This window comes from Streptomyces sp. NRRL S-646 (assembly GCF_000720765.1).
In the GTDB taxonomy this organism is placed as follows: Bacteria; Actinomycetota; Actinomycetes; order Streptomycetales; family Streptomycetaceae; genus Streptomyces.
This window is the reverse complement of record NZ_JODC01000001.1, coordinates 37,441-50,621: the sequence shown is the minus strand read 5'-3', so window position 1 is coordinate 50,621 and position 13,181 is coordinate 37,441. Positions and strand designations below refer to the sequence as shown.

At 71.1% G+C, this 13,181-nt stretch carries 8 protein-coding genes; all 8 read right to left on the bottom strand.

The genetic code is table 11. The features are described from left to right. Nucleotides 1–6: 6 nt before the first annotated feature. A complete protein-coding gene (locus IH68_RS0100180; RefSeq protein ID WP_030926585.1) occupies nucleotides 7–1,965 on the bottom strand; it encodes an alginate lyase family protein in 1,959 nt (652 codons plus the stop codon). Next, nucleotides 1,962–4,142 carry a bi-domain-containing oxidoreductase gene (locus IH68_RS0100175; RefSeq protein ID WP_030926584.1) on the bottom strand — a complete coding sequence of 727 codons (2,181 nt, stop codon included), beginning with the start codon at nucleotides 4,140–4,142 and terminating at the stop codon, nucleotides 1,962–1,964. The genes IH68_RS0100180 and IH68_RS0100175 overlap by 4 nt, the downstream gene beginning before the upstream one ends. A 19-nt stretch (nucleotides 4,143–4,161) precedes the next feature. Then, nucleotides 4,162–6,096: an asparagine synthase (glutamine-hydrolyzing) gene (asnB, locus tag IH68_RS0100170; protein WP_030926582.1), complete on the bottom strand. Its 1,935-nt coding sequence runs from the start codon at nucleotides 6,094–6,096 to the stop codon at nucleotides 4,162–4,164. Between the two features lie 3 nt (nucleotides 6,097–6,099). Then, nucleotides 6,100–7,614 carry a Wzz/FepE/Etk N-terminal domain-containing protein gene (locus IH68_RS0100165; RefSeq protein ID WP_030926581.1) on the bottom strand — a complete coding sequence of 505 codons (1,515 nt, stop codon included), beginning with the start codon at nucleotides 7,612–7,614 and terminating at the stop codon, nucleotides 6,100–6,102. Further along, complete coding sequence (locus IH68_RS0100160) at nucleotides 7,611–8,981, bottom strand: membrane-bound polysaccharide biosynthesis protein (RefSeq protein ID WP_030926580.1); 1,371 nt, start codon at nucleotides 8,979–8,981, stop codon at nucleotides 7,611–7,613. The genes IH68_RS0100165 and IH68_RS0100160 overlap by 4 nt, the downstream gene beginning before the upstream one ends. Further along, nucleotides 8,978–10,276, bottom strand: a complete 1,299-nt coding sequence (locus tag IH68_RS0100155) for a glycosyltransferase family 4 protein (RefSeq protein WP_078912250.1) — start codon at nucleotides 10,274–10,276, stop codon at nucleotides 8,978–8,980. Before IH68_RS0100155 ends, IH68_RS0100160 begins: the two co-directional genes overlap by 4 nt. Then, nucleotides 10,233–11,549 carry a nucleotide sugar dehydrogenase gene (locus IH68_RS0100150; RefSeq protein ID WP_030926576.1) on the bottom strand — a complete coding sequence of 439 codons (1,317 nt, stop codon included), beginning with the start codon at nucleotides 11,547–11,549 and terminating at the stop codon, nucleotides 10,233–10,235. The genes IH68_RS0100155 and IH68_RS0100150 overlap by 44 nt, the downstream gene beginning before the upstream one ends. Nucleotides 11,550–11,652: 103 nt before the next feature. Next, nucleotides 11,653–13,131 carry a sugar transferase gene (locus IH68_RS0100145; RefSeq protein ID WP_078912249.1) on the bottom strand — a complete coding sequence of 493 codons (1,479 nt, stop codon included), beginning with the start codon at nucleotides 13,129–13,131 and terminating at the stop codon, nucleotides 11,653–11,655. Between the last annotated feature and the right edge of the window lie 50 nt (nucleotides 13,132–13,181).

Below are 13,181 nucleotides of genomic sequence, written 5' to 3'. Positions count from 1 at the left end.
GCCCCCCTAGCCGCGGAACCTGAGCACGGTGGTGAAGCCCTCCGTGCCGTTGGTGAAGCCGGTGCCGACCAGAGTGGTGGCGGGTTCCTTGCGCCCGAATCCCGCGGAGTACCAGCCCAGTGGTGGATCGGTCTCGCCGCGATGCGCCTGCCAGGACAGCTGTCCGGGCAGGTCGAGCACCGCGCGGCGGTCCTCGCCGTCCAGGGTCCAGGTGAGCTCGGCCCGGTTGTCCACCAGGTCCGCGGTGATCGCCGGGCCGAGGTGGAAGGCCAGACGCACGGCCCCGCCCGGGCCGCGCACCTCGTCGACCACCTTCAACTCCTGGCTCTCGGCCGTGAGTTCCACCTGGCGGCGGTGCACCGAGCCCTGGTAACCGTCGTGCTCCGCGATCCAGCGGGCCGCCCCCTCGCCGGACGCGTCCGCTACCAGGACGCGGCTCTCGGCATGCCGGGTCCACAGGAACGGGCCGCCGGAGACGGACTGGTCGTCGCCGTCCAGCTCGAGGGTGTTGTGGCCGAGGGTCGAGCGGAAGTACTGCCGCCACTCCGGCTGCCCGTGGTAGCAGTACGTCCCCGGGTCGGCGAGCACGTCGACCCCGTCGTGCCGGACCTCCACGGACAGCGCGTCCGCGTGGGCGTGCGCGGCGATGGACAGGAAGCCGTGCGGGCCACCGTCGCAGCGGCACCAGATCTCCTCCGGGCCGCGCAGGATGGTCATGCCCGCATCGGCGAAGTGACCCGGCCGGCCTGCCGGGCGGGACACGGCCGGTCCGGTTCCGTTTTTCTGATACGGCCGGATGAGCGCGGCCAGCAACGGGGTGCGCACGTCGGTGCCGGTCACCGACGGCCACCAGTCGAGCCGGCCGAACACCGCCTCCCCGGTGGAAAGCAACGAGCCCCAGCGGTCGGTGCCGGCGCCGTCCAGGATCAGACCGTGCCCGTCGTCCGCGTCGCCCTGGCGCGGCGGCCGCAGCCGGTTGTCCACGACGGCCGCGAGCGCGTCGGTCATCCGCAGCAGCACCAGACGCACGGTCCCGGGGACCGGCACGCCTGCGGCGTCCGCCTCGGCCAGCGCGGCCAGGCCGAGTTCCAGCACCAGGCCGTGGTACTCGGAGGCCAGCTCACGGTTGAGGCCGGAGAGGAAGGTGTTGCTGCGCAGATGGCGCTCCAGCGACCGCAGGGCGTCGGCCCGCCAGCGCTCCGAGGCGGGGAACCAGCCGAACGCGCAGGCCGCGGCGAACTGCCCGGCGGCCTCGGCGATGACGTGGTTGTTCGCCGACGACCCCCGGCTGGGGAAGGCGGCCAGCCAGCGCTGGTGGTGCCAGATCTGGTTCAGCGCCACCGGGTTGTCCTCGAACAGCGCGGCCGCGCCCTGCCAGCCGTCGAGCAGCCGGCGCACCCACACCCAGGACAGCAGCCTGATACCCAGCTCGATGCCGCTGACCCAATGGACGCCGCGCAGCGGCGGGTTGGCCGCCCACCACGACCGCAGGTGCTCGGCCACGCGCTCGGCGTACCGCTCGTCCCCGGTGATCGCATAGGCGGCGGCGAGCTGGGTGAGGTAGTGGTGCCGGGACAGCTCCCAGATCTGCTTGATGTCCCCGACCGCTTCCTCACTGCGGTACGGCACGTCGAAGGCGTAGCCGGACGGGGCCCGGCGCCCGGTCTTCGGGTCGTACCACCAGTCCGGGTCGACGAGGTCGTCGCGGACCACCCCGAAGTACTCGACGTGCCCGTCCATCAGCCGGTCCGCCTCGGCCGTCAGGCGTTTCGCGGCGTCCGGCGGCACTGCGGCGATCGCCTCGGCGGGCAGTACCGCGGTGAACCGGGCGCCGGCCACGCTCGGGCAGGCCGGCGGCGCGGACCGCCACCGCCGTCTGCGCACCGTGTCGCCCACCCGGCCCGCGACCTCCTGCGGTCCCATTCGGGACAGCCGCCGCAGGTACCAGCCCGCGCTCATGGTCATCGTGCGTTCTCCAACGTCACCGGCGCGCCGCCGGCCAGGCCGGCCTGCACGGCGAGGGTGGCCGCCGTGGTGGCGACCAGCGACTGCAGCGACACCGGCATCGGTCCGCCGGTCCGCACGGCCTTGATGAACGACGCCAGTTCGGCATTCTGGCCCTTGTCGCGGGCCTTGGGCAGGCGTGAACTGACCCACTTCTTGCGGCCGTAGACCGAGGCGCGGACGAAGTCGTCGAGCCGCAGCACCTTGCCGTCGGCGACCAGATCCAGCGTCTCCTTGGGGAAGCCGGCCGCGCCGGTGGTGACGTAGCTGATGGTGGCGGTGGACCCGTCGGGGTAGCGCAGGACGACCTGCAGGTCCTCGTTGCCGGACGGGGCGACGGCGTAGACGGAGACCGGGTCGGCGTCGAGCAGCCAGCTCGCCGTGTCGATGAAGTGTCCGCCCTCGCCGGCGAACCGCGAGCCCTCGGTGCCCTGCTGGAGGTACCAGCTGCCGTGCTGCAGTTGGCCCGCGTTGACCAGGTAGCGCAGGCTCGCCGGTCCGGTCCGGGCACCGAACTGCTTCCTGGCCTCCTGCAGCAGCGGTGCGAAGCGGCGGTTGAAGCCGACCTGCAGCCGGTCGTTGCCGGACTCCTCCACCGCCGCGAGCACGCCGGACAGTTCGTCCTCGGTGAGCGCCAGCGGCTTTTCCACGAACACCGTCTTGCCGGCCAGCAGTGCCTGCCGGGTCAGTTCGGCGTGCGAGCTGTGCCGGGTGACCACGAACACCGCGTCGATGGACTCGTCGCCGAGTACGGCGTCGAGGTCGGTGGTCGCCTCGGTGAAGCCGAACTTCCGCTGCGCGTTGGCCGCGGACAGCGCGGTCGTGGTGACGACGGTCGACAACTCGATGCCCTCGCGCTGTGCCAGGTGCGGCAGCAGCATCGACGTCGCGTAGTTCCCGGCGCCGACGAAGGCCAGCTTCACCGGAGTCCTGGTGGCGCGGGCCGGGTTCGGCTTCACCTGCACGGTGGGCACGGCCACCACCGGGGCCTTCGCTTCCTCCGCGTCCCCCGCCTGTTCGGGGTACCGGAACAGTGCGGTGATGGCCTTCAGTTCGCCGTCCTTCAGGCGCTGATAGGTCTCGACGGCGTCGTCGAAGTCGGCGACATGGGAGATCAGGGGCTCCACGTCGACCTTGCCGCGGGCGGCGAGGTCGAGGAAGCAGGCCAGGTTGCGGCGCTCGGTCCAGCGGACGTGGCCGATCGGGTAGTCGCGGCCCTCCAGCTCGTACTCCGGGTCGTAGCGTCCGGGGCCGTACGACCGGGAGAAGCGGACGTCGAGTTCCTTCTCGTAGTACGCGTTCCACGGCAGGTCGAGGCGGCACTTGCCGATGTCGACGACCCGGCCGCGGTCCCGGGCCAACTTGGCGGCCAGCTCGACGGGCTGGTTGCTGCCGCCGCCGGCGGCCAGGTACACCTGGTCCACGCCGTGTCCGTCGGTGAGTTCGGCGACGGCGTTCTCCACGGCGGCGGAGGCGGGATCGCCGCATGCCGCGGCGCCCAGGCGCTCGGCGAGCTCGCAGCGCGCCGGGTCGGGGTCGGCGCCGACGACGCGGACTCCCGCGGCGGCCAGGAGCTGCACGACCAGCTGCCCGATCAGCCCGAGGCCGATGACGAGGGCCACTTCGCCGAGCTGCGGCTCGCCCTGGCGGACGCCCTGCATCGCGATCGACCCGACGGTGCCGAAGGCCGCGTGCCTGGGCGCGAGGCCGTCCGGCACCGGGGTGTAGAGGTTCTTCGGCACCCAGTTGAGCTCGGCGTGCAGCGCGTGCTCGTTGCCGGCGCAGGCCACGAGGTCGCCGACCTTCACGTCGTCGATCCCGGCGCCGACCTGCTCGACCACCCCGCACAGCGAGTAGCCCAGCGGCGTGTAGGAGTCCAGCTTGCCCATCACCTTGCGGTAGGTGGCGGGCACCCCGTTGGTGGCCACGCTCTGCATGACCTTGGCCACCTGGTCCGGGCGGGAGCGGGCCTTGCCCAGCATCGACATGCCGGCCTCGGACACCTTCATCATCTCGGTGCCGGTGGAGATCAGCGAGTAGGCGCTGCGGACCAGCACACCGCCCGGCTTGCACCCCGGCACTGGAACGTCGAGCACTGCCAGCTCGCCGCTCTTGTAGTTCTGTACTACCTGCTTCACCCGAACTCCTCTGAAATTCCTAAGCCGTCAAACGAGTGCTCTGGCCGGACCCAGAGGTCGCGTCGCGATACCAGTACTCGAGCGTCAGTACGTGCCACAGATGCTTGGAGAAGTCCTGCTGCCCGGCGGCGTCCTCGGCGACCATCCGCTTCAGTGCGTCGCGGCGCAGGATCCCGGAACGGACGAGCTCGCCGTCGTTGACCACCTCGCGCACCAGTGGTGCCAGGTCCCGGCTCATCCAGGCCCGCAGCGGGGCGCTGAACAGGCCCTTGGGCCGGTACACGATCTCCCGGGGCAGGATCGAGGTGGCCGCCTCCTTCAGGACCGCCTTGCCCTGCCGTCCGGCGATCTTGCGGTCGCCGGGGAAGGCGAACGCCGCCTTGACCACCTCGACGTCCACGTACGGCGTCCGTACCTCGGTCGACGCGGCCATGCTGGAGCGGTCGGTGTACGTGAGGTTGAGGCCCGGCAGGAACATCCGGGCGTCGGTCAGGCACATGCGGTTGACGAAGTCGTCGAGGTCGTTGTCCTGGTAGACGTCCTGATGTTCGGTCAGTACGTCGTCGACCGTCCCGGCCAGGTCCGGATCGAGCAGGGCGAGCAGCTCGTCCTGGTCGTACATGGTGTAGCTGCGCCGGAAGGCGGTCTCCTCCGGAAGGTCGGCGAAGGAGAGGAACCGCTTCGCGAAGCGCACCGACCGGTACCCCCGGCGGGACGTGGCGACCGGCAGCCGGCCCACGGCCGCGGACACCCCGCGCCGCAGGGGCCGCGGGACGCGCTGGTAGCGCAGCGCGATCAGGTTGGCCAGGTGCTTGCGGTACCCGGCAAACAGCTCGTCGGCACCCATCCCCGAGAGCATCACCTTGACCCCGGCCTCCCGGGCGGCCGTACAGATCAGGAACGTGTTGATCGCGGCAGGGTCGCCGATCGGCTCGTCCAGGCTGTACGTCATCTGCGGCAGCAGATCGAGCACGTTCGGGGCGATCTCGATCTCGTGCAGGTCGACGCCGAACCGCTGGGCCACCTGCCGGGCATAGCGCAGGTCGTCGGGCATCGCCTCGAACTTGGCGTCCTCAGCGCGGAATCCGATCGTGTAGGCGGAGATCCCGGGCTGGTGGCGGGCCGCCAGGGCGGTCAGGTAGCTGGAGTCGAGGCCGCCGGAGAGGAAGGTCGCCACGGGTACGTCGGAGAGCAGGTGGCGCCGGGTGGACTCCTCGACGACGGCGGCCAGGTCGGGCTGCTCGCCGGCACGGGCCCGGTCCCGGCCCTCGGCGGCGATGTCCTTCAGGTCCCAGAACCGGCCTCGCTCCACCCGGCCGTCGGGCCGGCACCGCAGCCAGCTGCCCGGCTGCAGCTTCTCCGCCTCGCGGAACGCGCACCGTGAGTCCGGCACCCAGTAGTACAGCAGCGAGGCCACCAGCGCCGCGTGGTCCACCTCCAGCTTGCCGCCGGTCGCGGCGGCGAGTGCCTTCAGCTCGGAGGCGAACACCAGGCCCTCGCCGCGCCGGAGCAGGAACAGTGGCTTGATGCCCAACTGGTCGCGTGCCAGGACCAGTTCACCGGTGCGCTCGTCGAAGATCCCGAACGCGAACATGCCGCGCAGCCGGGGCAGGCAGTCCGTGCCCCAGCGCCGCCAGGCCTCAAGGAGCACCTCGGTGTCGGAGGTGCCGCGGAAGCGCACCCCGGAGGCTTCCAGCTCGGCGCGCAACTCGGGCGCGTTGTACAGCTCGCCGTTGTACGTCAGGGCGAGGCCGTCGGAGACCATCGGCTGGGCGCCGGTCTCGGTCAGGTCGATGATGGAAAGGCGGCGGTGCCCGAGGTGCACCTCGCCGTCACCGACGGGGTGGCCGTACCGGCCCGCCCCGTCCGGACCGCGGTGGGCGAGGGTCTCGGTGAGCCGGTCGGTCACGACCTTTCCGTCCGGCCAGCGGTAAGTGCCTGCGATGCCACACATGTCCTACCGCCCGTCCTGGTCGTTGCCCGGGACGCGTGCGGCCCAGATCGGCTGCCGCTCCGTCCGCGGCTGGTTGGTGCCGTTCTGCCGGGGCGGCCGCTCGGCACGGCCGCGCAGCGCGGTGTGCAGCCCGTCCCACAGGGTGCCGTCGGTCCGGTCGCGGGGATCGGGGTCGATCAGCACCACACCGATCACCGGGATGCGCTGGTCCGCGAGCTGCCGCGCCACGGTGTGCAGCCAGGCGGCGCTGCCGTGTCCGGCCCGCACGACGAGCACGGTCTGGGTGCCGAGGTGGCGCAGGTCGGTCCATGCCGTGCCGGGCGCCACCGAGCCGACGCCGATCCGGCGCTCCTGAGGCGACAGGGTCGCGGCACGCTCGCCGCTGACCACGGTCGGATCTCCTGGCTTTTTGCGGCCTTCGAGCTGCGTGCCGGGCAGACCGTCGACGACGGTCACCGGCCCCTGTGCCGCCATGGCCCTGGCGAGATCCAGGGCGATCGCGCCGGTGCTGCGCGCGCAGCCCAGTTCCAGCAGCGACACCGGTTCTGCGAAGTCACCGGCGGTGCGGGCCAGGGTCGCGGTGAGCCGTTCGCGGGTCACCCGGGTGCGTCGGCGCTGCCACAGCTTGCCCGAGCGGCGGGGCAGCTCCGCGATGACCGAGGCGCCCAGGTTTGCGGCGATGTCCCGGCGCAGCACGGGGCGGTCCGCCACCACCGTGCCGACGGCGGCCAGCGCGAGCCCGAGGACGAGGCCGAGGACGAACCCGACCGCGGCTTCGGTGACCAGGGCCTTGGGCAGGGAGTGGCGCACCGCTCGCGGTGTGTCCACGATCTGCGTGCCGGCGATGACCTGGGGCGTGCCGGTGCGCGCGTCCGCGGCACGCTGGTCGAAGTCGGAGATGCGCGAGTTGAGTTCGGCCCGGCGGGCGAAGAGCGACTCGATGCCCGCCGACGCCTTCGGGTCGCTGTCCGGCGATCGGTTTCCTATCTCCTTGTTGACCTGGGCGAGCTCGACCCGCATGCGGTCACGCTGGTCGAGCAGGGCCTTGGCCTCGGCCTGCGCGGTGTCCCGCATCCGCCGCACATGGTCCGCGATGAACGAGTCGGCCAGCGCCTTGGCGCGGGCCACCGCTTGTGCGTCGCTGTCGCCTGTCACTGTGATCTGCAGCAGGTTGTTGGTCAGACCGGCACCCGTGTAGTCCTTCATGAAGTCCTCAGGTTTTTCCGGGGACTTCAGGGACTGCAGGGCCTTGTCGGCGATCTGCGTGGTCTGCAGCAGCTGGACGTCGGTGCGGATCAGCGTTCCGGTGTCGTTCGGCTGGTCCTCCGCGTGCGCGACCAGCACTTTGGTGACCGCGGTGGGCGGCGGCGGCATCAGGACCGCCAGCGCGGCGCCGGCCAGCAGGCCGAGGAGCGCCGTGGCCGTCCACAGGCGGCGGCGCCTGCGCACCGCCACCACCAGTGCCTGCAGGTCGATGAGCGGGGTGGCCGACGACTCCGAAGTCGTGCTTGTCGTCACGCTGAACCTCCCGTTGCGTGGCCGCGCACCGCGAGAGCCAGCGTGGCGTCGTCAGGAAGCGGGCCGGCGGACCGCGTGGGGCGGGACTGGACCAGGTCGGCGACGACGATGCCGACGACCTCGTGCCTGCCGTCCGCGCATGCCTCCGCGATACCGGCGAGCTCCTCCGCGGTCCAGCTGTCCGCGCTGAGGACCACCACGGCGCCGGACTCGTTGTCGCGGTCCGGCACCACCGGGCGCTCCACCGAGACCTCCACCATCCGCAGCGCCGGACCGCTCCTGGCCTCGGCGACGAGCTGTCCTGCGGCCCGGCGGGCGATCTCGTCGCCGTCGGGTACGACGACCAGCAGCCGCTGGGCAGAGGGCACTCGCTCTCTCAGGCGAGCACACACCCGCCGGTAGCGGAGCCGTCTGCCGGCCTCGTCGCCGGACTTCTGCAGGGCCGGGACGTCCCATGGGGTGTCGACGCCGAGGAGTCGGCGGATCCGGGCTCGTGTGCCGCCGCCTTCCGGCCGGTGCGCGCGCCGTTCACCGGCTACGTCGACGGTGCCCAGGAGCGTCGAACCCAGGGCCGCGGCGATCTCCGGTTCGGTGCGCAGCCGGCGGTTCATCCGTGCGGCCACGAGATGGCCGATGACCGCGAGCAGGAAGAACAGGAGCGCTCCGCCGACGATGAGCTGCACCCTCGTCGGCGCCGCCTCGCCGGTCGGCGGGGCGGCGGGCCCCATGACGACCATCCCTGCCTTGTTCGTCGCCGGGTTGGCCTCGGCCACCTTCTTCATGGCCCCCTCCAGCGAGGTGCGCAGGTTCTCGAGCGCGGTGCGGGCCTGCACGCTCTCCACGGTCTGACCGGGGTCGGCCGCCTTGGCCAGGTCGCTGATGCGGCGGTTGGTCTCCTCGACCTTCTTGCGCAACGCGTCGTTTGCCGTGGTTGCTGCGGAGTCCGTACCGCTGCCCGCGATCTGCGCGGTGTACTGCACGAATTGCTGGGCCACCTGGTCGGCGAGCTGCTGCGCGCGCTTCGGGGTGTCGGCCGTACCCGAGATCGTGATGATGTTCCCGTCCGCGGCCTTGGCGCTCACCTCGTCCCGCAGATCGGTGCCGCTGACGCCGGACCAGTGCAGGGTGTCGGCCGCGCGGTCGACCACCGCCGAACTGGTCGCGAGGTCCACCTGGGTGAGCAGCTCGCGCTCCTCCCACAGTCCCGGCAGCAGTACCGGTGCGGAGGCCGTGTAACGCGGTGGGAACACCACGACCGAGGCGCCGAAGCCGACCAGCGCGCCCACGACGGCGAGGACGGCGAGAAGCCGCCAGCGCCGATGGAATATCCGCCCGATGGTGACCAGGCGTATCGTGTCCTCGCTCAACTGCGCTGCCTCTTCCCTGTCCGGACCCGGCCGATCGCCGACACCGGGGTGTGGTCACGGCAGGCGGCCGCGTAGGCGGCGAGCAGCGACGCTTGTGAGTTCTGCCAGGAGAGCGGCCCGCTGATCCGCTCCTGGCCGATCTTGCCCATCCGGGCCCGCTTGTCCGGATCGTCCATCAACTCCGCGATGAGGTCGGCGAATCGGGCCTCGTCGTTGGCGGGTGCGTAGACGGCGGCGTCACCGGCGGAGACGCGCGCCTCCTTCAGGTCGAAGGAGACGATCGGCCGGCCCATCGCCATGTACTCGAGGACCTTGTTCATGGTCGACACGTCGTTGAGCGGATTGCGCGGGTCGGGGGAAAGGCACACGTCAGCGGTGGACAGGTAGCGCACCAGGTCGGCGTCCGGGATGCGGCCGGTGAACTGCACCTGCTCGGTGAGCCCGAGCTTCTCGGACAGCTCCACCATGGCGTCGAAGGCGTCGCCGGAGCCGACGAACACGGCATGCCAGTCGGTCCGCCCGAGCTCGTCGCGCAGCTTCGCCAGGGACCGCAGGGCGTAGTCGACGCCGTCCTGAGGACCCATGACGCCGAGATAGCACAGCAGATGAGGCTTGCCGCGCTTCAACTCCGGCTCGGGCGGCACCGGCTGGAACCGCTCGATCGCGGGCGCGCTGCGCACCACGAAAACGTCCTCAGGGCGCTTACCGCCACGGCGCATCGCGACGTCCCGGTAGCTCTCGTTCGTGGCGAGGACGATGTCCGCGGCCCGGTAGGTCCGCCGTTCCAGCGCGCACACGCCGCGGTAGAGCAGGTCCTTGCCGCGGTCGAACCGGGACAGGTACAGCTCGGGCACCAGGTCGTGCTGGTCGAAGACGAACCGCGCACCGCGCCGCTTGAGCCACAGGGCCGGCAGGAACAGCAGGTCGGGCGGGTTGCAGGCGTGGACCACGTCGACCGGGCCGACCTTGCGGGCCAGCCGGGCCGTGTGCCACAACGCCGTTCCGTACTCCTTCAGGTAACCGGCCGGTCCGCCGGTGGCCGCGCGCAGCGGGTAGCGGTGGATCCGCACCCCGTCGATCTCGGCCTCCGGCTCCGTGTCGCGCTTGGTGCCCTGCGGACAGATGACGTGGACCGTCCAGCCCGCGTCGCGCAGCGTCGTGCACTCCTGCCACACCCGCCGGTCGAAGGGCACCGACAGGTTCTCCACCAGGATCAGGGCGCGTCGCCCCGACCCCTCACCGCTGATTGCATTACCAAGCAAGGCCCACGTACCCCGGTTCGGTCCGGCGCGCATCGGCGTCGGGAAGGTGGATGAGGTCGACGATCACCGGGGCGTTCCCGTGGGGCAGCACCGACAGCACGGCCGGATCCCTGGTCCCGACCAGGCAGACCTCGGCATGGTCGAGCACCTCCTCGACGGACTCCGCGAGCAACTGCGCGAGGTGCGGCAGCCGGTTCTCGATGTACTCGCGGTTCGCGCCGAGCAGCCGGGACAGGCTCACATTGGCGTCGTAGATCTTGAGGTCGTATCCCTTGCCGAAGAGCCGCTCGGCCAGCTCGACGAGCGGGCTCTCGCGGAGGTCGTCGGTGCCGGGTTTGAAGGACAGCCCGAACATTCCCACGCGGCGCTTGCCGGTGCGCTCGACCAGGTCCACCGCGCGCTGCAGATGGTCGGCGTTGGAGGGCAGCACGTGGGAAAGGATGGGCACCGAGACGTCGGCCCGCTGTGCCGCGTGCACCAGGCTGCGCAGGTCCTTGGGCAGGCAGGAGCCGCCGAAGGCGAAGCCGGGCCGCAGATAGGCGGGGCTGATGTTCAGCTTGCGGTCGGCCAGGAACACGTCCATGACCTGGTGCGAGTCCACCCCGAGCGCCTGGCACACCGCACCCAACTCGTTCGCGAAGCCGATCTTCAGTCCGTGGAACGCGTTGTCCGCGTACTTGATCGCCTCGGCCGTCGGGACCGGCACCCGGAACACCTCGCCGGGCAGGCCGTCGTACAGCGCCATCACCGCGTCGCCGCTTGCCGGGTCGAGCTCGCCCACGACGGTTTTGGGCGGGTCGAAGAAGTCCCGCACGCTGGTGCCCTCGCGCAGGAACTCCGGGTTGACCGCGACCCCGACGTCCACCCCGACCGTGCCGCCGAGGTTCTTCTCCAGGATCGGCACCAGCAGGTTCAGACAGGTGCCCGGGAGCATGGTGCTGCGGAACACGACGGTGTGCCGCCCGCCCCGCTCGGCCAGCGCGGCGCCGATCTCCTCGGTGACCCGCTCCAAGTACGTGGTGCACAGGCTGCCGTTGGGCTCCGACGGTGTGCCGACGCAGATCAGCGAGATCTCGCTGTCCATGATCGCCTCGCGGACGTCACCGGTGGCGCGCAGGGCTCCGGTCCGCACGACGTCGGCGATGAGCTCGCCGATCCGCTCCTCGACCACCGGGGCCTTGCCGTCGTTGACCAGGTCGACCTTCACCTGGTTGACGTCCACGCCGACGACCTCGTGCCCCATGCTGGCCAGGCACGCGGCCGACACGCAGCCCACGTAGCCGAGCCCGAAAACGCTGACTCTCATGACCCGTTCCTCCCCCCACACAGGCCCTTGTGGCCTGCGGTTCCCCCAGTCAGGCCCTTGCGGCCTGCCGTCCACATGTCGGCTGGACGACGCCCCCCGCGCATCAGTAGGCCCCCTGCCCGTGAAGCACCGCACGCATCGTCTTCCACAAGATCACCGTGTCGAGGGCGAGCGACCAGTCCTCCACGTACCGCAGGTCGAGGCGGACCGCCTCCTCCCACGGCAGATCGCTGCGTCCGCTGATCTGCCACAAACCCGTGAGCCCGGGCTTGACCAGCAGCCGCCGCCGGATGTCCGGGTCGTACGCGGCGCACTCCTCCGGCAGGGGCGGCCGCGGACCGACGAGCGACATCGATCCGGTAAGTACGTTGAAAAGCTGCGGGAGTTCGTCGATCGAGTACCGGCGCAGCACTGCTCCCACCCGGGTCACCCTCGGGTCCCGGCGGACCTTGAACAGGAGACCCGCGCCCTCGTTGCGCTCGGCGAGCTCGGCCCGTGCTCCATGAGCCCCGGAGACCATGGTGCGGAACTTGAGGATGGTGAACTCGCGGCCGTCCTTGCCGACCCTGCGCTGGCGGTAGAAGGCCCCGCCCCGGCTGTCGATCAGCACGAGCAGCGCGACGGACACCATCAGCGGCGCGAAGAACATCAGCAGGACCGCGGCGCCCACCCGGTCGACGACGGCCTTGATGGCCCGGCGGCCCCCGGTGAAGGTCGGCATGCTGACCCGCAGCAGCGGTATCCCGAGCACCGCGTCGACGTGCAGCCGCGGGCCGGCCACCTCCATCAGCACCGGGGCCACGACCATCTCGGCATCACTGCCTTCGAGGTTCCAGGCCAGGCGCTGCAGCCGGTCCGGTGTCCAGTGCGGGTCCGGTGTGACCGCGACGACGCGGTAGCCGTCGTGGCGGACGTGCTTGGCGACGTCCGTCAACAGGCCCACGACCGGCACGCCGTCCAGTTGGTCGCCGTCGATCCCGCGACCGTCCGTCGTGCACACCGCCTCCACCCGCCAGCCTATGTGCGGGAACTTGCGGGTTCGGGTGATCAGGTCGCGCACGGTGGCCGGGCTTCCGGCAGCGAGCACCGGTCTCAGGCACTGCCCTTCCTTGCGCTGTTTGTGCAGCCAGAGGCGGAGCAGATACCGCGCCGTCATGGTGACCAGCGCGATCGCGGGGATCGCGACGAAGATCCAGAGCTTGATGTTGCGTGAGGTGAGGGCTATCCCGCCGAGCGCCAGTACGACGGTCGCCGCGAACAGTGAGCGTCCGAGCCGGCGGAATTCCTCGGCACCCTGCCCGAGCACGGCCGGAGCCCACGCCCGGCCCACCGCAAGCGCTCCCAGCACCAGCAGCTCGGTGCCGAATGCCAGAATCCCCCACTTCTCATGCCAGTTGGCCGCGTCCCGGGCCCCGAAGAAGTTGCCTATGGCCGCCACCACCAGGGCGGTGGCCACGGTGTCGCTGGTGATCACGGTACGGCGGTACCGCTGCTCCCAGTCGTTCGCGGGCTGGCTGATCGCCTCTTTCGCCAGACGCCCGCGCGCCGACGAAAAAGGATCGACTATTCCCCCCTGCCGCACAGAAACCCCCCGGTCCCCAGTGATACGACGTGTTCGCCCAACACAGCCCC